This is a genomic window from Pseudomonas sp. NBRC 111139, assembly GCF_001753955.1.
Taxonomy (GTDB): Bacteria; Pseudomonadota; Gammaproteobacteria; order Pseudomonadales; family Pseudomonadaceae; genus Aquipseudomonas; species Aquipseudomonas alloputida.
This window is the reverse complement of record NZ_BCBP01000095.1, coordinates 1-17,809: the sequence shown is the minus strand read 5'-3', so window position 1 is coordinate 17,809 and position 17,809 is coordinate 1. Positions and strand designations below refer to the sequence as shown.

General features: G+C 62.9%; 17 protein-coding genes. 15 read left to right on the top strand and 2 right to left on the bottom strand.

Going from position 1 to position 17,809, the window contains the following annotated elements:
• Window positions 1-143: 143 nt before the first annotated feature.
• The gene (gene rne / locus BJQ17_RS27440) at window positions 144-3,407 is read right to left on the bottom strand and encodes a ribonuclease E (protein ID WP_070096887.1); all 3,264 of its coding nucleotides are present in this window, start codon (window positions 3,405-3,407) and stop codon (window positions 144-146) included.
• Between the two features lie 797 nt (window positions 3,408-4,204).
• Here rne and rluC point away from each other — a divergent pair.
• Genes rluC through BJQ17_RS27425 form a run of 3 tightly spaced genes read left to right on the top strand, consistent with a single transcriptional unit; the run spans window position 4,205 to window position 6,835 of the window.
• Complete coding sequence (gene rluC, locus BJQ17_RS27435) at window positions 4,205-5,161, top strand: 23S rRNA pseudouridine(955/2504/2580) synthase RluC (RefSeq protein ID WP_003247149.1); 957 nt, start codon at window positions 4,205-4,207, stop codon at window positions 5,159-5,161.
• 3 nt (window positions 5,162-5,164) lie between these two features.
• Window positions 5,165-5,839: an HAD family hydrolase gene (locus BJQ17_RS27430; RefSeq protein ID WP_004576623.1), complete on the top strand. Its 675-nt coding sequence runs from the start codon at window positions 5,165-5,167 to the stop codon at window positions 5,837-5,839.
• A gap of 6 nt (window positions 5,840-5,845) precedes the next feature.
• Window positions 5,846-6,835: a S49 family peptidase gene (locus BJQ17_RS27425; protein WP_070096886.1), complete on the top strand. Its 990-nt coding sequence runs from the start codon at window positions 5,846-5,848 to the stop codon at window positions 6,833-6,835.
• 322 nt (window positions 6,836-7,157) lie between these two features.
• On the opposite strand, the gene BJQ17_RS27420 is transcribed toward BJQ17_RS27425, so the two are convergent.
• On the bottom strand, window positions 7,158-7,736 hold the full coding sequence (locus tag BJQ17_RS27420) for a nucleoside triphosphate pyrophosphatase (protein WP_070096885.1): 579 nt from the start codon (window positions 7,734-7,736) through the stop codon (window positions 7,158-7,160).
• Window positions 7,737-7,832: 96 nt separating this feature from the next.
• On the opposite strand from BJQ17_RS27420, the gene BJQ17_RS27415 reads away from it, so the two are divergent.
• From BJQ17_RS27415 to BJQ17_RS27360, 12 genes are all read left to right on the top strand, one after another.
• Window positions 7,833-8,360, top strand: a complete 528-nt coding sequence (locus BJQ17_RS27415) for a YceD family protein (RefSeq protein WP_003247153.1) — start codon at window positions 7,833-7,835, stop codon at window positions 8,358-8,360.
• 13 nt (window positions 8,361-8,373) lie between these two features.
• Window positions 8,374-8,556, top strand: coding sequence for a 50S ribosomal protein L32 (rpmF, locus tag BJQ17_RS27410; RefSeq protein WP_003247154.1), 183 nt, complete (start codon window positions 8,374-8,376; stop codon window positions 8,554-8,556).
• 3 nt (window positions 8,557-8,559) lie between these two features.
• A complete protein-coding gene (gene plsX, locus BJQ17_RS27405; RefSeq protein ID WP_080634975.1) occupies window positions 8,560-9,570 on the top strand; it encodes a phosphate acyltransferase PlsX in 1,011 nt (336 codons plus the stop codon).
• Window positions 9,571-9,697: 127 nt separating this feature from the next.
• The gene (gene fabD, locus BJQ17_RS27400; RefSeq protein WP_012053294.1) at window positions 9,698-10,636 is read left to right on the top strand and encodes an ACP S-malonyltransferase; all 939 of its coding nucleotides are present in this window, start codon (window positions 9,698-9,700) and stop codon (window positions 10,634-10,636) included.
• Window positions 10,637-10,651: 15 nt separating this feature from the next.
• Complete coding sequence (gene fabG, locus BJQ17_RS27395) at window positions 10,652-11,392, top strand: 3-oxoacyl-ACP reductase FabG (RefSeq protein WP_003247160.1); 741 nt, start codon at window positions 10,652-10,654, stop codon at window positions 11,390-11,392.
• A 203-nt stretch (window positions 11,393-11,595) separates the two neighbouring features.
• On the top strand, window positions 11,596-11,832 hold the full coding sequence (acpP, locus tag BJQ17_RS27390) for an acyl carrier protein (protein WP_012053292.1): 237 nt from the start codon (window positions 11,596-11,598) through the stop codon (window positions 11,830-11,832).
• Between the two features lie 187 nt (window positions 11,833-12,019).
• Window positions 12,020-13,264, top strand: a complete 1,245-nt coding sequence (fabF, locus tag BJQ17_RS27385; RefSeq protein ID WP_003247162.1) for a beta-ketoacyl-ACP synthase II — start codon at window positions 12,020-12,022, stop codon at window positions 13,262-13,264.
• Entirely contained in the window at window positions 13,264-14,079 is an 816-nt protein-coding gene (gene pabC, locus BJQ17_RS27380) for an aminodeoxychorismate lyase (RefSeq protein WP_003247163.1), read from the top strand. The genes fabF and pabC overlap by 1 nt, the downstream gene beginning before the upstream one ends.
• Window positions 14,080-14,083: 4 nt before the next feature.
• Complete coding sequence (gene mltG, locus BJQ17_RS27375; protein ID WP_003247164.1) at window positions 14,084-15,304, top strand: endolytic transglycosylase MltG; 1,221 nt, start codon at window positions 14,084-14,086, stop codon at window positions 15,302-15,304.
• Window positions 15,305-15,313: 9 nt separating this feature from the next.
• A complete protein-coding gene (gene tmk, locus BJQ17_RS27370; RefSeq protein WP_003247165.1) occupies window positions 15,314-15,946 on the top strand; it encodes a dTMP kinase in 633 nt (210 codons plus the stop codon).
• Window positions 15,939-16,925 carry a DNA polymerase III subunit delta' gene (locus BJQ17_RS27365; RefSeq protein ID WP_003247167.1) on the top strand — a complete coding sequence of 329 codons (987 nt, stop codon included), beginning with the start codon at window positions 15,939-15,941 and terminating at the stop codon, window positions 16,923-16,925. The genes tmk and BJQ17_RS27365 overlap by 8 nt, the downstream gene beginning before the upstream one ends.
• A 30-nt stretch (window positions 16,926-16,955) precedes the next feature.
• Window positions 16,956-17,738, top strand: a complete 783-nt coding sequence (locus tag BJQ17_RS27360; protein WP_003247169.1) for a TatD family hydrolase — start codon at window positions 16,956-16,958, stop codon at window positions 17,736-17,738.
• Window positions 17,739-17,809 lie beyond the last annotated feature (71 nt).

Genomic DNA, 17,809 nt, shown 5'->3' with positions numbered 1-17,809 from the left:
CGCTGATCGGTGGTGGACACACATCGGGGGGTTGGACACAGGCCATTGTAGGAGCGGGTTTACCCGCGAAGAGGCCCGTCAGGCAAACCAAAAAAAGCCCCGCCAGTTTGCACTGGCGGGGCTTTTTCATTCAGCTTTGGCTATCAGCCGTGATGAGGTTTGTGCTCATCGGCGGCTTCCAGGGCTGGTTCCTGGGAAGCTGCAGCAGCTTCCTGTGCCGCTTTGGCAGCAGCCTCGGCCTCCCGCTTGCGGCGACGCACTTCACGTGGGTCGTTCGGTGCACGGCCGTTGGCCAGCATGACAGTGGCAGGTTCGACCACTGCAGGTGCAGGCTCGGCCACCACTTCTGGCTGGGCTTCGACAACCGGGGCAGGCTGCACGGCAACCGGAGCGACTTCGACCACGGCCTGGGCCTGTTCGATTTCACCGGCTTCTACCGCTGGGGCTTCTGCTGGGGTTTCAGTGACCACGGTTTCTGCAACTACGACCGGCTCAACAGCAGGTGCATCTTCAGCGACAGGCTGCGGGGCCATTTCGACCACAGGCTCGGCAGTTGCCTCGGCTGCGGCCACTGGCTCGGTGACCGGCTGCTCGACCGCTGGGGCCACGGACGCTTCTTCAGCTTTGGTGACCGCTTCGGCCTGCTCGACCTGCTCGACCGGTTGGGCGGCTTCGCTGTTGTCGGTTTCTGCAACGGCGGCGACTTCGGCGGTAGCACGCTCGGCCTGCTGGTTGGCCTGGGCTTCTGCGTCGGAGCTGATGTTGCTGCTGGCGACAGCAGCCGTCACGGCAAGGCCGGCAGCCAGTTCGGCACCCAGCTCGGTGGCCTGGTGCTGTTGTGGCTGCTCTTCGCTGCCTTCTTCTTCACTGCCGTCGATCAGCTCGCCATTGGCATTGCGCTGACGCTCACGACGGTTGCTGCGACGACGCTGGCCACGGGAGCGGCGGCGTGGGCGCTCGCCATCGGTGCCTTCCTGCTCGTCTTGCAGCAGCTCTTCGCTTGGCAGTTGCTCTTCGGCCAGTTCGGCAGCCTGCTCGGTTGCTTCTTCGGCAGCGCGTGGTTGGCGTTCTTCGCGTGGTGGGCGCGGGGCGCGCTCTTCACGTGGGGCGCGTTCTTCCCGAGGTGCGCGCTCTTCACGTGGAGCACGTTCTTCACGCGGTGCGCGTTCTTCACGTGGAGCACGTTCTTCACGCGGTGCGCGTTCTTCACGTGGCGCACGTTCTTCGCGAGGTGCGCGTTCTTCGCGTGGAGCACGCTCTTCGCGGGCTACACGTTCTTCACGCGGCTGGCGCTCTTCGCGTTCGGCTGGCGGGGTGGCGTCCAGCGGTTCGCGCAGCTCGCGAACGCGCTCTTCGCCGCGGTTGCTACGGCGGTCTTCGCGTGGCTGGCGCGGAGTACGTTCTTCACGCGGTGCACGCTCTTCACGTGGGGCACGTTCCTCACGCGGTGCACGTTCTTCACGTGGGGCGCGTTCCTCACGCGGTGCACGTTCTTCGCGTGGGGCGCGTTCCTCGCGCGGTGCGCGCTCGGCACGCTCTTCACGCGGTTTGCGTTCTTCGTCGCGGCGGCCGTTGCGGTTGCGGCTTTGCTGGCGGCCGTTGCGGCGTTCTTCGTTACGCGGGCTGCGCTCGGCAGCCGGTTTTTCGGCGGCGGGCACCACTGGCGCGGCGGCAGGCTCGTCCTTGCCGGCGAACAGGCTCACCAGCGACTTCACCAGGCCCTTGAACAGGCTTGGCTCCGGAGCGCTCGGGGCAGGGGCGACCGGGGCGGCAGGCTGGGACTCTTCAGCGGCTGCCGGTACCGGTGCGTTGGCGCGGGCCGGGGCCGTCTTCACTGCGGCTTCCTGGCGTACCAGGGTGCGGGTGGCGGTCGGCTGCGGCGCTTCTTCAGCTTCGGCGGCGGCGATTTCGTAGCTGGACTGGTTGTTCAGCACTTCAGGGTTGTCGTCGCGCAGGCGCTGGACTTCGAAGTGCGGGGTTTCCAGGTGGTCGTTCGGCAGGATGATGATGCGCGCGCGGGTGCGCAGCTCGATCTTGGTGATCGAGTTACGCTTTTCGTTCAGCAGGAACGCGGCTACCGGGATCGGCACTTGAGCACGTACTTCGGCGGTGCGGTCCTTCAGGGCTTCTTCTTCGATCAGGCGCAGGATGGCCAGCGACAGCGATTCGACGTCGCGGATGATGCCGGTGCCGGAGCAGCGTGGGCAGACGATGCCGCTGCTTTCGCCCAGCGATGGGCGCAGGCGCTGACGGGACATTTCCAGCAGGCCGAAGCGCGAGATGCGGCCTACCTGCACGCGGGCGCGGTCGGCTTCCAGGCATTCACGCACGCGCTCTTCAACGGCACGCTGGTTCTTCGCCGGGGTCATGTCGATGAAGTCGATGACGATCAGGCCGCCGATGTCACGCAGGCGCAGCTGGCGGGCGATTTCCTCGGCCGCTTCCAAGTTGGTCTGCAGGGCGGTTTCTTCGATGTCGCTGCCTTTGGTGGCGCGCGCCGAGTTGATGTCGATGGACACCAGGGCTTCGGTCGGGTCGATAACGATCGAGCCACCGGACGGCAGGTCGACCACGCGCTGGAAGGCGGTCTCGATCTGGCTTTCGATCTGGAAGCGGTTGAACAGCGGCACGCTGTCTTCGTACAGCTTGACCTTGCTGGCGTACTGCGGCATCACCTGGCGGATGAAGGTCAGTGCTTCTTCCTGGGCGTCGATGCTGTCGATCAGCACTTCGCCGATGTCCTGGCGCAGGTAGTCGCGGATGGCGCGGATGATGACGTTGCTTTCCTGGTAGATCAGGAATGGCGCGGCGCGGTCCAGGGACGCTTCCTTGATGGCGGTCCACAGCTGCAGCAGGTAGTCCAGGTCCCACTGCATTTCTTCGCTGCTGCGGCCAAGGCCGGCAGTGCGCACGATCAGGCCCATGTCGCCCGGTACGGTCAGGCCGTTCAGGGCTTCGCGCAGTTCGTTGCGCTCTTCGCCTTCGATGCGGCGGGAGATGCCACCGGCACGCGGGTTATTGGGCATCAGCACCAGGTAGCGGCCGGCCAGGCTGATGAAGGTGGTGAGGGCGGCGCCTTTGTTGCCGCGCTCTTCCTTCTCGACCTGAACGATGACTTCCTGGCCTTCGCTGAGCACTTCCTTGATGTTGACCCGGCCTTCTGGGGCCTTCTTGAAGTACTCGCGGGAGATTTCTTTCAGCGGCAGGAAGCCGTGACGTTCGGAACCGAAGTCGACGAAGGCGGCTTCGAGGCTGGGTTCGATGCGGGTGATCTTGCCTTTGTAGATGTTGGCCTTTTTCTGCTCGCGCGCGCCGGACTCGATGTCCAGGTCGTAGAGACGTTGGCCGTCCACCAGGGCTACACGCAACTCTTCGGGTTGAGTCGCGTTAATCAGCATTCTTTTCATGTTGTACCGTCGGTTTCCGGGCTGCCGGAAACGGCGTTCGGCACACACGACGTCTCATGGTCGGTGCCAAGGTGCGCAAAGGGTGGCCGGGCCACCCCCGTGTCGAGCGACGTTCGGCACCAGCCGGTTGCCCAGCCTGCCGTTGTCGCGACGACGCGTCCTGTTTGCTGCGGTGCCAACAAGGCCCCGGTGGCTTCGAATAGGTATCCGAATCAACCAAGCGGGCCTTGTGCACTCAGTCAGGAGGAGGAATCAACCGTCAGCCGTGGACGCCCGGAGGGCATCTGTTCAGGACCTTATCCGCTCACCAGCCGTCAGTGGGCTGGTGGCCGGACGCGGTGCTACACGGTCCGAGGGCTGTGCATCTCCACCCTGCACGTATCCCTGATAATTCGGGTGCTGCCGCGCGCTGAATCCGCAACGGGTTGCATTTTTCGCCAGCGCTGGTTCTGCGCTGGCGCCATTCATGTCCAAGGCAGGTATTTCCGAAGCATTCGCCGGGCGATGCGTGGAAGCGACTCGCGGGCAGAGGTGCAGCGAAAAGAATCGGGTAAGCAGGTGAAACACCGCACTTGTCGTTTTTTTTCGGTCTTCTCTACACGGCGCTGGTGGCGATTCCAGGCATTTCGGTAAACTGGCGAAAACCCCGTAGGACGGCCTCGCGTCCTGGAGAATTGCGAAGGTCAAGGACCGGCAAAGAGCCTGGTGCCGCTGGCCTGCCGCTTTTGGCGGCGTTCGCGACTATAGCAGCAATGATTAAGTGCTTCAATTCCATAAAAAATTGTTATGATCTCGCAATGACGACCAATACCCCTCCGACTTCCGGCGTTCAGCTGATCGAAGTCGCGCCGGAGCTTGCCGGCCAACGCATCGATAATTTCCTCATCACGGCCCTCAAGGGCGTGCCCAAGACACTGGTCTACCGCATCCTGCGCAAGGGTGAGGTGAGGGTCAACAAGGGCCGCGTCAAGCCGGAGTACAAGATCCAGGCCGGCGACATCGTGCGCGTTCCGCCCGTCCGCTTACCGGAACGAGACGAACCGGCGCCGGTGGCCCAAGGCCTGCTGCAGCGTCTGGAAGCCGCCATTGTCTACGAGGACAAGGCGCTTATCGTGATGAACAAGCCGGCCGGCATCGCCGTGCACGGCGGCAGCGGCCTGAGCTTCGGGGTGATCGAGGCGCTGCGCCAGTTGCGCCCGGACGCCAAGGAGCTGGAGCTGGTGCACCGCCTGGATCGCGACACGTCTGGTCTGTTGATGATCGCCAAGAAGCGCAGCATGCTGCGCCACCTGCATGCCGCCCTGCGCGGCGATGGTGTCGACAAGCGCTACATGGCGCTGGTGCGCGGCCACTGGCCAACCTCGAAAAAGCAGGTCAACGCGCCGTTGCTCAAGAGCAACCTGCGTTCCGGCGAGCGCATGGTCGAAGTGAACGATGAAGGCAAGGAGGCGCTGACCCTGTTTCGCGTGCTGCGCCGCTTTGGCGACTTTGCCACCATTGTCGAGGCGCGCCCGATCACCGGTCGTACTCATCAGATCCGCGTGCACACCTTGCATGCCGGGCACATGATCGCTGGCGACAGCAAATACGGCGACGAAGACTTCAGTCGGGAAATTCGCGAGTTGGGTGGCAAGCGCCTGTTCCTGCATGCCTACGCGTTGACTGTACCGCTGCCCGACGGTGGCGAGTTGAAGCTCGAGGCGCCTGTGGATGAGGTATGGGCGAAAACCGTTGAACGTTTGAGTGCGTCCTGATCCATGAAAAAAGGCTATGAGCTACTGATCTTCGACTGGGACGGCACCCTGGCCGATTCCATTGGTCGTATCGTCGAGGCCATGAATGTCGCCGCAGAGCGTGCCGGCGAGGCACAGAGCAGCGATGATGCGGTCAAGGGTATCATCGGCCTGGCCTTGGACGAGGCGATCCACACCTTGTACCCGCACCTGGTGCCCGCAGAGGTTGCCAGCTTCCGCCAGCACTATGCCGATGTCTACGTCGCACTGGATCAGCAACCTTCGCCGCTGTTCGATGGCGTGGTCGAGTCGCTGGATGCCTTTCGCGCCGAGGGCTACCGCCTGGCGGTGGCCACCGGCAAGGCTCGTCGCGGGCTGGATCGGGTGCTCAAGGCCAATGGCTGGGAGCGGTTCTTCGACATCACCCGTGCCGCTGACGAGACCCGTGGCAAGCCACACCCGCTGATGCTTGAGGAAATCCTCGGGCATTGTGGCGTCGAACCGTCGCGTGCGCTGATGGTCGGAGATTCGGCATTCGACCTGCAGATGGCCAGCAATGCCGGCATGCATTCGGTGGCGGTTGGCTATGGTGCCATGTCGCTGCAGGCGCTGGCCGAGTTTGGCCCGCAGGTATGTATCGATCACTTTTCCCAGTTGCGCGAGTGGCTGGGTGGTTCCGCAATTCCACTTCCAAGGTAGGTAAGCATGGCAGACGAATGGAAAGCCCCTGAGCCCGAGCCCGGGGAGCGCGAAGAGCGCAACAGCTGGAAGCTCCTGGAAAAGACCTTGCTGGCGAGCGTGCAGGAGCAGCGACGGTCGCGGCGCTGGGGGATCTTCTTCAAGCTGCTGACCTTCGTCTACCTGTTTGGCATTCTGGCGTTGTTCTCGCCGCTGATGGACATGGACAAGGCCGCTTCGCGCAGTGCCAGTCATACCGCGTTGGTCGAGGTGCGGGGGGTGATTGCCGATCAGGAGGCTGCCAGCGCCGATAACATCGTCAAGAGCCTGCGAGAGGCGTTCAAGGACGACAAGACCAAGGCTGTGGTGATGCGCATCAACAGCCCGGGTGGCAGCCCGGTGCAGGCGGGTTACGTGTATGACGAAATCCGTCGCCTGCGTGCCGAATATCCTGCCATCAAGCTGTATGCGGTGATCGCCGACCTTGGTGCTTCCGGTGCCTATTATATCGCCAGTGCGGCGGACGAGATCTATGCCGACAAGGCCAGCCTGGTGGGTTCCATTGGGGTGACGGCGGCGGGTTATGGCTTTGTTGGTACCATGGAGAAGCTTGGGGTCGAGCGACGTGCCTATACATCGGGTGAGCACAAGGCGTTCCTTGATCCGTTTTCGCCGGAAAAACCAGAAGAGACCCGGTTCTGGCAGTGCGTGCTGGACACCACGCACCAGCAGTTCATCGCCATGGTCAAGCAGGGGCGGGGCGAGCGCCTGAAGGACAAGGAGCACCCGGAGTTGTTCAGTGGCCTAATCTGGTCGGGTGAGCAGGCCAAGGCGCTGGGGCTGGTGGATGGCTTGGGCAGTGCCAGCTATGTGGCGCGCGAGATCGTGGGGGAGAAGGAGTTGGTGGACTTCACCGTTCAAGAGTCGCCTTTCGATCGCTTCTCCAAGCGCGTGGGTGCCAGCGTGGCTGAGCACCTGGCGATGTGGATGGGGTTCCAGGGGCCGCAGTTGCGTTGAGTTCGTCGCAGTTCTTGTGGTGTCTGGCAGATCGAGCGCCGCCCGCGCGGCGCGCTCATCGATCGGGGCTCCTACAACAATCGGTGGTGTCGCCATGTGCTGTTGTGGGGTGTGCCCGCGAATGGGTCGGACCCGCCGTCCAATATCCCCCGGCCATTCACCGTCGCAGCACCATCGCATTCGCGAGCATGAGCTGGTGTCGCCACGCCCGTTGTAGGAGCGGGTTTACCCGCGAATAGGCCGGACCTGCCGGCCAATATCCCCGATCGTTCACCCTCCCGGGCGGCGCTCGATCCGTCGGGCGCCAAAATCTCCAGCCAGGCTACGGAACCACCACCCCTTCCTTGGTCAGCATGTCCACCAGCCGAATCAGTGGCAGCCCGATCAGGCTGGTTGCATCGCACCCATGGGTGCTCTGGAACAGGCTCACCCCCAGCCCCTCCGCCTTGAAGCTCCCTGCGCAATCCAGCGGCTGTTCCGTCGCGACGTAGCGCTCCACGCGCTCGCGGCTCAATTCGCGCATCGTGACGGTAAACGGCACGCAATCCACCTGGCATTGCCCGGTGGCGCTGTTCAGCAGTGCCAGCCCAGTCAGAAAGCTCACCTGCTGCCCGCTACACTCCAGCAGTTGCTCGCAAGCCCGCTCGAAGGTGTGCGGCTTACCCAGCACCTGTTCGCCCAGCACAGCTACCTGGTCCGACCCGATAATCAGGTGCCTGGGATGGCTGCCCGCCAAGGCCTCGGCCTTTTGCCTGGCAAGGCGGCGTACCAGTTCAACGGCTGGCTCGTCTTGCCGGCGCTGCTCGTCTATATCGGGGCTTGCCCAGGTGAAGGGCAGGTGCAGGCGAGCGAGCAGTTCGCGGCGATAGGCAGAGCTGGAAGCCAGTAACAAAGGAAGCATGGTAGACTCCGGGTTCGGTTGAACCAATTCTATCACGCACGATGCCGCCTAATTTCCTTTGACAGGGGCGGGGGGCATCCCTAGAATGCTGCGCCTATGTTGAATGACCCGATTCCACCTCACGTTGACCCGCGCAAATTAGCCGATCGTGGCGTAACCCTTAACGGTTCGCTGCAACTCGCTGATTTGGAAAGACTCTGCGACCCGCTTTCCGACAATGTCGGTACGGTGCAGGCGAAGTTCGATTTTGAACGAGATGAACAGCACGTGGTGGTAATCCACAGCGAGCTGGACGTCGAAGTCAAGATGGTTTGCCAGCGTTGTCTTGAGCTGGTCACCCTACCGGTCCACAGCGAATGTACATACGCCGTGGTGAAGGAGGGTGCGAATACCCAGTCGTTGCCGAAAGGCTATGACGTGCTGGAACTGGGCGAAGATCCTTTGGATCTGCAGGCATTGGTTGAGGAGGAGCTTTTGCTTGCCTTGCCAATCGTGCCTGCTCATCATCCGGAAGAATGCCAGCAGCCGGCGGGCGCAGACGAGCCCGAATCGAGCAAGGACGAGGTATCGCGGTCCAACCCGTTCAGTGTTTTGGCGCAGTTAAAGCGTGACCCAAACGTTTAGGAGTTAATCAATTATGGCTGTTCAGCAGAACAAAAAATCCCGCTCTGCCCGTGACATGCGCCGTTCGCACGACGCTCTGTCGGAAAACGCGCTGTCGGTAGAGAAAACCACCGGTGAAGTTCACCTGCGTCACCACGTTTCGCCAGAAGGCGTTTACCGTGGTCGTAAAGTGGTCGACAAGGGCGCTGACGAGTAATCCTTGTCCGCTCAGGTCATCGCGATCGACGCAATGGGCGGGGACTTCGGTCCCCGCAGCATTGTCCAGGCTAGCATTGCCTGCCTTTCGGCTACCCCCTCGCTCCACCTGACCCTCGTCGGTCAACCCTCCCTCCTTGAAGATCTCATCAGTGGCTTGCCAGCTGCGGATCGCGCGCGCCTGCAGATTGTGGCCGCCAGTGAGGTAGTCGGCATGGACGAGCGGCCATCCCAGGCGTTGCGCGGCAAGCCGGATTCGTCGATGCGCATCGCCCTCGAACTGGTGCGCGACGGAAAAGCCCAGGCCTGTGTCAGTGCCGGCAATACCGGGGCGCTGATGGCGTTGTCGCGCTTCGTGCTCAAGACCCTGCCGGGTATCGACCGGCCGGCCATGGTGGCGGCGATCCCGACCCAGACGGGTTACTGTCAATTGCTCGATCTGGGCGCCAATGTCGACTGCAGCGCCGAAAACCTCTACCAGTTCGCGGTAATGGGCTCGGTGGCCGCTCAGGCCCTGGGTGTGCATCGGCCACGCGTGGCGCTGTTGAACATCGGTACCGAGGACATCAAGGGTAACCAGCAGGTCAAGCTGGCTGCCACGCTGTTGCAGGGCGCCCGTGGGCTCAACTATGTCGGTTTCGTCGAAGGGGATGGCCTGTACCGGGGTGAGGCAGACGTGGTGGTGTGCGACGGTTTTGTCGGCAACATACTGCTCAAGTCCAGCGAGGGCTTGGCGACGATGATCGGTGCGCGCATCGAAAAACTGTTCAAGGGCGGTGCTTTTGCCCGCGTTGCCGGGGCCGTTGCCATGCCGCTGCTCAAGCGTCTGCAGGCCGACCTGGCGCCGGCGCGGCATAATGGGGCGAGCTTTCTGGGGCTGCAGGGTATCGTCATCAAGAGTCATGGCTCGGCGGGCGTGCAGGGGTTTCAGAGTGCCATCCAGCGGGCGCTGATCGAAATTCAGGAAAACCTGCCACAGCGGCTGCATGGCCGCCTTGAAGACCTGTTGCCTTAGGCATTTCGCCGATGAAGTGCTTAAATGTGACCGCTTGGTCTGTGTTTCCATCCAAGTTTTCAGATTCCGCGCCTGGCCTCGGGCCTGGCGCACACTATCCGACGACAAGATCATAAGGGCTTGTTCAATGTCTGCATCCCTCGCATTCGTCTTTCCCGGTCAAGGTTCCCAGTCGCTGGGCATGCTCGCCGAGCTCGGCGCCGAGAAGCCAGTGATCATCGAAACCTTCAAGGAAGCGTCCGAAGCGCTCGGCTACGACCTGTGGAAGCTGGTCCAGGACGGCCCGGAAGAGCAACTTAACCAGACCGACAAGACCCAGCCGGCGATCCTTACTGCGTCCATCGCACTGTGGCGCCTGTGGCTGGAAGAGGGCGGTGCCAAGCCGGCCTTCGTTTCCGGTCACAGCCTGGGCGAATACAGTGCCCTGGTCGCCGCCGGCAGCATCAGCCTGAAAGATGCCGTTCGCCTGGTCGAGCGCCGCGGTCAGCTGATGCAGGAAGCCGTACCGGCCGGTCACGGCGCCATGGCTGCCATTCTCGGCCTGGACGATGCTGTGGTCGTGGAAATCTGCGCCGAAGCCGCTGAAGATGAAGTGGTCAGCGCCGTGAACTTCAACTCGCCTGGTCAGGTGGTCATCGCCGGTAACAAGGCAGCGGTAGATCGCGCCATGGAACTGTGCAAGGCCAAAGGTGCCAAGCGCGCCCTGCCACTGGCGGTCAGCGTCCCGTCGCACTGCGCCCTGATGAAGCCCGCCGCCGAGCGCTTTGCCGATTCGGTCAATGCCATCGAATGGAAGGCCCCGCAGATTCCGGTGGTGCAGAACGTCACTGCCGCCGTCGCCGCCGACCTCGATGCCCTCAAGCACGACCTGCTGGCACAGCTGTACCAGCCGGTGCGCTGGGTCGAGTGCGTGCAGACCCTGGCCGCCAACGGTGCGGTCAACCTGGTCGAGTGTGGCCCGGGCAAGGTCCTGGCTGGCCTTAACAAGCGTTGCGCCGACGGCGTGACCACCTACAACCTCAACACCCCTGACGCCGTTGCTGCCACTCGCGCGGCACTGGCCTGATTTGGAGAAGCTTGCATGAGCCTGCAAGGTAAAGTTGCACTGGTTACCGGCGCCAGCCGTGGTATTGGTCAGGCCATCGCCCTCGAGCTGGGCCGCCAGGGCGCGACCGTGATCGGTACCGCCACGTCGGCGTCCGGTGCCGAGCGCATCGCTGCCACCCTGAAAGAACACGGCATTACCGGCACTGGCATGGAGCTGAACGTGACCAGCGCCGAATCGGTTGAAGCCGTACTGGCCGCCATTGGCGAGCAGTTCGGCGCGCCGGCCATCTTGGTCAACAACGCCGGTATCACCCGCGACAACCTCATGCTGCGCATGAAAGACGACGAGTGGTTTGATGTCATCGACACCAACCTGAACAGCCTCTACCGTCTGTCCAAGGGCGTGCTGCGTGGCATGACCAAGGCGCGTTGGGGTCGTATCATCAGCATCGGCTCGGTCGTTGGTGCCATGGGTAACGCAGGTCAGGCCAACTACGCGGCTGCCAAGGCCGGTCTGGAAGGTTTCAGCCGCGCCCTGGCGCGTGAAGTGGGTTCGCGTGGTATCACCGTCAACTCGGTGACCCCAGGCTTCATCGATACCGACATGACCCGCGAGCTGCCAGAGGCTCAGCGCGAAGCCCTGCAGACCCAGATTCCGCTGGGCCGCCTGGGCCAGGCTGACGAAATTGCCAAGGTGGTTTCGTTCCTGGCGTCCGACGGCGCCGCCTACGTGACCGGCGCTACCGTGCCGGTCAACGGCGGGATGTACATGTAATACTGCAACTCAATGTGACGGGTTTCGTAAAAAAAGAGTCATACTGCGAGCCTAAAATCCGTTATAAAGCTGCAACCAGATTCCAGGCAGCGGGTGTGGTGACTAGCCTGAAGGTGCGTTTAGCTTGAAAAGCGAACGTCTTTCTATAAAATTAGCCACCGGCCAGCTGCCTGACATATATCCATTAGGAGTGAAAACTAGGTATGAGCACCATCGAAGAACGCGTCAAGAAAATCGTCGCCGAGCAACTGGGCGTCAAGGAAGAAGAAGTGACTATTGAGAAGTCCTTCGTCGATGACCTGGGTGCCGATTCGCTTGACACCGTTGAACTGGTGATGGCTCTGGAAGAGGAATTCGAGACCGAAATCCCTGACGAAGAAGCCGAGAAGATCACTACCGTTCAAGCTGCTATCGACTACGTCAAAGCCCACCAGGCCTAAGACGCTACAGTCGACGTTTCTTGTCGGGGAAAACCGCACTGCCTTCGCTGGCGTGCGGTTTTTTCTTTGCGAGCGCCTCGCATTTTTCAGGCGGCTTCGTTCACCGCGCACCAAGAGCTTGTTGCCATTTCATTCCAGCGCTTGAATGCAATGGCAAGAGACTCTGTTATTAGAAAAGGAGAGTACTGTGTCGCGTAGACGCGTCGTGGTCACCGGTATGGGTATGCTGTCGCCACTGGGTACCGATGTACCGAGCACCTGGCAGGGCATTCTGGCTGGCCGCAGTGGCATTGGTCCGATCGAACACACGGACCTGTCTGCCTACTCCACCCGTTTTGGCGGCTCGGTGAAAGGCTTCGAGGTTGAGCAGTACCTGTCGGCCAAAGAGGCCCGCAAGCTCGACCTGTTCATCCAGTACGGCCTGGCGGCTGGTTTCCAGGCTGTGCGTAATGCCGGCCTGGAGGTCACCGATGCCAACCGCGAGCGTATTGGCGTGGCCATGGGCTCGGGTATCGGTGGTCTGACCAACATCGAAGAAACCAGCCGCACCCTGCACGATTCAGGGCCGCGCCGCATTTCGCCGTTCTTCGTGCCGGGCTCGATCATCAACATGATCTCCGGTTTCCTGTCGATCCACCTGGGCCTGCAAGGGCCGAACTATGCCATCGCCACCGCGTGCACCACCGGCACCCATTGCATCGGCATGGCCGCGCGCAATATCGCCTACGGTGAAGCTGATGTGATGATCGCCGGTGGCGCCGAAATGGCGGCTTGTGGTCTGGGCATGGGCGGTTTTGGCGCTTCGCGCGCGCTGTCTACCCGCAACGATGAACCCAGCCGGGCCAGCCGGCCGTGGGACAAGGGGCGTGACGGCTTTGTGTTGTCCGACGGTGCTGGGGCCCTGGTGCTCGAGGAGCTGGAGCACGCCAAGGCCCGCGGGGCGACTATCTACGCCGAACTGGTTGGCTTTGGCATGAGCGGCGACGCCTACCACATGACGTCGCCGCCCGACTCTGGCGAAGGCGCTGCCCGCTGCATGGCCAACGCCTTGCGCGATGCCGGTATCCAGCCGGAAGACGTCAGCTACATCAACGCCCACGGCACTTCTACCCCAGCGGGCGATGTGGCCGAAGTGGCGGCGATCAAGCGCGTGTTCGGCGAGCATGCCTACAAGCTGGCGGTCAGCTCGACCAAGTCGATGACCGGCCACTTGCTGGGCGCCGCGGGCGCGGTGGAAGCGATCTTCAGCGTGCTGGCAATCAATAGCCAGATGGCCCCACCGACCATCAACCTGGACGAGCCGGACGAAGGGTGTGACCTCGACTTCGTTCCCCACCAGGCGCGCAGCATGCCGATCGACGTGGTGCTGTCCAACTCGTTCGGCTTTGGCGGCACCAACGGCTCGCTGGTATTCCGCCGGTTTGCCGACTGATGCACAGCTGGATCGACGGCCAGCCGGCGACTGCACTCAACCTGCAGAACCGCGGCCTGGCCTACGGCGATGGCCTGTTCGAAACCATCGCCGTGCGAGGTGCCCAGCCCAGCTTGCTGGACGGCCACCTTGCACGCCTGGCACTGGGCTGCCAGCGCTTGGCGATCAACACCGACCTGGCGCTGGTGCGCGACGAGCTGCTGCGTTACGCCAGCCAGCTGGGTGAGGGTGTCGTCAAACTCATCCTTACCCGTGGCGATAGCCAGCGTGGCTATGCGCCAGCTGTGGATGCAGCGCCGCGGCGTATCCTGCAAGGCAGCCCATTACCCCGTTATCCTGTCGAGCATGCTGAGCATGGCGTGCGTTTGTTCCCTTGCCAGACCCGGCTTGGGGAACAACCACTGCTGGCCGGCCTCAAACACCTTAACCGCCTGGAGCAGGTGCTGGCCCGTGCCGAATGGCAGGACAGCGACCATGCCGAAGGCCTGATGCGTGACGCGCAGGGCAGGGTGATCGAAGGGGTATACAGCAATCTGTTTCTGGTGCGCGATGGCGTGTTGCTTACCGCCGACCTTAGCCGTTGTGGCGTGGCGGGCGTGATGCGTGCCGCACTGCTGGAACAGGCCCCGCTGCTGGGTATTGCGGCACATGTCTGCGACCTGTCGTTCGAGGCGCTTGAGCAAGCGGATGAAGTATTTGTTTGCAATAGCGTTTACGGCATTTGGCCCGTGTGTGGCGTAGCCGCGCTAAACTGGTCGCCGGGCCCGCTCACTCGTAAACTGCAGGCCGTTGCCCGTACGTTACTGGAAACCTGAATTCGTGAGACGTAAATTCCTGCTGTTGCTGGAAATGGGCTTGATCCTTGCCGGCCTGGCGTTTGGCTGGTCGGCCTGGAAGGTCAACTCGGTCCTGGAGCAGCCCCTGCACGTCACGCAGGAGCGCCTGCTGGATGTGCCCAATGGCACTAACCCCAACCGCATGTTCTACAGCATGCAAAGAGATGGGTTGCTTGACGATGCTGTCTGGTTGCGTTTGTACTGGCGCTTCAACATGGCCGGCACCCCGCTGCACACTGGCGAGTACCGTCTTACCCCTGGGATGACCGTCGAGCAGTTGTTCGACGCCTGGCGTCGTGCCGACGTGGTGCAGTACAACCTCACCCTGGTCGAAGGCTGGACCTTCCGTCAGGTGCGTGCGGCCGTGGCCAAGCATGAAAAGATCAAGCATACCCTGGACGGCTTGTCGGATGCCGAGGTCATGGACAAGCTCGGCCATACCGGTGTATTCCCCGAAGGCCGCTTCTTCCCCGACACTTACCGCTTCGTGCGGGGTATGACCGATGTCGAGTTGCTGCAGCAGGCCTACATGCGTCTGGACGAAGTGCTGGCCAAGGAGTGGGCCGAGCGCTCCACCGACCTGCCGTATCGTGACCCTTACCAGGCGCTGATCATGGCCTCCCTGGTCGAAAAGGAAACCGGCATTCCGCAGGAGCGCGGGCAGATCGCCGGCGTGTTCGTGCGGCGCATGCGCCTGGGTATGATGCTGCAGACGGACCCGACGGTTATCTATGGCATGGGTGAACGCTATAACGGCAAGATCACCCGCGCCGACCTGCGCGAGCCAACGCCCTACAACACTTACACCATGACTGGGCTGCCACCGACCCCGATCGCCATGGTCGGCCGCGAGGCGATTCACGCGGCGCTGAACCCGTCCAATGGCACCAGCCTTTACTTCGTCGCCCGCGGCGATGGCAGCCATGTGTTTTCCGACGACCTCGACGACCACAATTCGGCAGTGCGCGAGTTCCAGCTCAAGCGCCGGTCGGACTACCGCTCCAGCCCCGCGCCGCAGCAAGAGGCCAAGCCAGGGGCCGATGATGCCGAACAGGCGTCGGGCGCCGACGATGCGCAGCGCCCTGAGCCCCCAGCAGCGGACGAGCCAGCTGCGCAGCCAGCCCCCGATCAAGCGCCCGCGCAGGATGCCCCTGCCGGCGGTGCGCAAGCGGCCGAGCGGCCGACGCCTGACGAACAACATTAAGGACTGCCTGTGAGCGGCTTGTTTATAACTTTGGAAGGCCCCGAAGGCGCGGGCAAGAGCACCAATCGCGACTACCTGGCCGCGCGCCTGCGCGAACACGGCCTGGACGTGGTGCTGACCCGTGAGCCAGGCGGTACGCCGCTGGCGGAAAAGGTGCGTGAACTGTTGCTGACGCCCAGCGACGAAGGCATGGCGGCCGACACCGAGCTGCTGCTGGTGTTCGCCGCTCGCGCCCAGCACCTGGCGCAGGTCATCCGGCCGGCGCTGGCACGCGGGTCTGTGGTGCTGTGTGACCGTTTCACGGACGCCACCTATGCCTATCAGGGCGGCGGTCGTGGTTTGTCGGTCGAGCGTATCGCGGTTCTGGAGCAATTCGTCCAGGGCGACCTGCGCCCGGACCTGACCCTGGTCTTCGACCTGCCGGTAGAAGTGGGCCTTGCCCGCGCCGCCGCCCGTGGTCGCCTGGACCGATTCGAGCAGGAAGGGCAGGCGTTCTTCGAAGCAGTGCGCCAGGCGTACCTGCAGCGCGCCCAAGGCGCGCCACAGCGCTACAGCCTGCTTGATGCGGCACAATCCCTGGAGGCTGTGCAGCGTGACATCGACGCTCTGCTGCCAGGCATTCTGGAGCGTTGCCGTGGCTGAGGCCTACCCTTGGCAGCAGGCGCTGTGGCAGCAACTGGCCGGTCGTAGCCGCCACGCCCACGCTTATCTGCTGCATGGGCCGCAGGGTATTGGCAAGCGGGCCATGGCCGAGCGCCTGATGGCGCGCCTGTTGTGCCAGCAGCCGCAGGGCCTGGACGCTTGTGGGGCGTGTAAGTCGTGCCTGTTGCTCAAGGCCGGCAGCCACCCGGACAACTTCGTCCTCGAGCCGGAGGAGGCTGACAAGCCGATCAAGGTCGACCAGGTACGGGAGCTGGTGGCCTTTGTGGTGCAGACCGCGCAGTTGGGCGGGCGCAAGGTGGTGTTGATCGAGCCGGTGGAGGCGATGAATGTAAACGCCTCAAACGCCCTGCTCAAAAGCCTTGAAGAACCTTCCGGTGACACCGTGTTGTTGCTGGTGACGCACCAGCCCAGCCGTCTGCTGCCGACGATCAAGAGCCGCTGCCAGCAGGTGGCCTGTCCGCAGCCCAGCCTGGCCCAAAGCCAGGCATGGCTGGCTGGCGCGTTACCCGACTGCGACGAGGTCGAGCGCGATGAGCTGCTGACGCTGGCTGCGGGCTCGCCATTGATGGCGGTCAGCCTGCAGGCGCAGGGTGTGCGCGAGCAACGCGCGCTGGTGGCCGATGGGGTGAAGAAGCTGCTCAAGCAGCAGCAATCGCCCAGCCAGCTGGCCGATGCCTGGAGCGGTGTGCCGTTGTTGCTGCTGTTCGACTGGTTCTGCGATTGGTCGCACCTGATCCTGCGCTACCAGTTGACCCAGGACGAGGAAGGGTTAGGCTTGGCCGATATGCGCAAGGTCGTGCAATACCTGGCGCAGAAGAGCCGCCAGGCCAAGGTGCTGGAAGTGCAGGCCTGGATCCTCGAGCAGCGCCAGAAGGTGCTGGGCAAGGCCAACCTCAACCGTGCCTTGTTGCTTGAATCGCTGCTGGCTCACTGGCTGCAACTGCCGGGTGCCCGCTGATTTCCCATTTTTCATGTGTGCCGTTATCCCATGCTCGTAGATTCCCATTGCCACCTCGACCGTCTTGACCTCAGTGCCCACCAGGGCTCCCTCGATGCTGCCCTGCAGGCGGCGCGTGAGCGTGGGGTCGGGCATTTCCTGTGCATTGGCGTCAGTGCCGAGAATGCGGGTGCAGTGAAGGCGCTGAGCGAGCAGTACGCTGACGTCGACTGCTCGGTGGGCGTGCACCCGCTGGACCTGGCCCCTGGCGAAACCCCGGCGTTGGAGTGGCTGTTGCGCGAATTGGCCCACCCGCATGTGGTGGCGATTGGTGAAACCGGGCTGGATTACCACTATGAGCCAGAGGCGGCAGAGCTGCAGCAGGCTTCGTTCCGCCTGCACCTTGAGGCCTCCAGGCAGACCGGCAAGCCGGTGATCGTGCATACCCGGGCAGCGCGCGCCGATACCCTGGCGCTGCTGCGTGAGGCGAGCCTGCCGCAAGCGGGTGTGCTGCACTGCTTCACCGAAGACTGGGACATGGCCAAGGCGGCGCTGGACCTGGGTTATTACATTTCGCTGTCGGGCATCGTGACCTTCCGCAATGCTGATGCCTTGCGGGAAGTAGCGCGGCAGGTGCCTGTCGATCGCTTGCTGGTGGAGACCGATTCGCCCTACCTGGCGCCAATTCCGTACCGGGGCAAGCCGAACCTGCCGCAGTACGTGCGGGAGGTGGCGGAGTATGTGGCTTCGTTGCGTGGGGCCAGTTATGAGCAGTTGGCCGAGCAGACTACCGCCAACTTCAAGCGGCTGTTCCCGTTGGCGCGTGTGGATTGATTCACCGGGGTTAGAGATTGTGTGAGGGGCACAAGGTGCCTGCCACAGCCCTTGCAGCGCCTATGAGATCG

Bases quoted from the DNA above. Each gene is read 5' to 3' on its own strand.
- rne (WP_070096887.1), bottom strand. From the start codon at position 3,407: ATGAAAAGAATGCTGATTAACGCGACTCAACCCGAAGAGTTGCGTGTA.
- rluC (WP_003247149.1), top strand. From the start codon at position 4,205: ATGACGACCAATACCCCTCCGACTTCCGGCGTTCAGCTGATCGAAGTC.
- BJQ17_RS27430 (WP_004576623.1), top strand. From the start codon at position 5,165: ATGAAAAAAGGCTATGAGCTACTGATCTTCGACTGGGACGGCACCCTG.
- BJQ17_RS27425 (WP_070096886.1), top strand. From the start codon at position 5,846: ATGGCAGACGAATGGAAAGCCCCTGAGCCCGAGCCCGGGGAGCGCGAA.
- BJQ17_RS27420 (WP_070096885.1), bottom strand. From the start codon at position 7,736: ATGCTTCCTTTGTTACTGGCTTCCAGCTCTGCCTATCGCCGCGAACTG.
- BJQ17_RS27415 (WP_003247153.1), top strand. From the start codon at position 7,833: ATGTTGAATGACCCGATTCCACCTCACGTTGACCCGCGCAAATTAGCC.
- rpmF (WP_003247154.1), top strand. From the start codon at position 8,374: ATGGCTGTTCAGCAGAACAAAAAATCCCGCTCTGCCCGTGACATGCGC.
- fabD (WP_012053294.1), top strand. From the start codon at position 9,698: ATGTCTGCATCCCTCGCATTCGTCTTTCCCGGTCAAGGTTCCCAGTCG.
- fabG (WP_003247160.1), top strand. From the start codon at position 10,652: ATGAGCCTGCAAGGTAAAGTTGCACTGGTTACCGGCGCCAGCCGTGGT.
- acpP (WP_012053292.1), top strand. From the start codon at position 11,596: ATGAGCACCATCGAAGAACGCGTCAAGAAAATCGTCGCCGAGCAACTG.
- pabC (WP_003247163.1), top strand. From the start codon at position 13,264: ATGCACAGCTGGATCGACGGCCAGCCGGCGACTGCACTCAACCTGCAG.
- BJQ17_RS27360 (WP_003247169.1), top strand. From the start codon at position 16,956: ATGCTCGTAGATTCCCATTGCCACCTCGACCGTCTTGACCTCAGTGCC.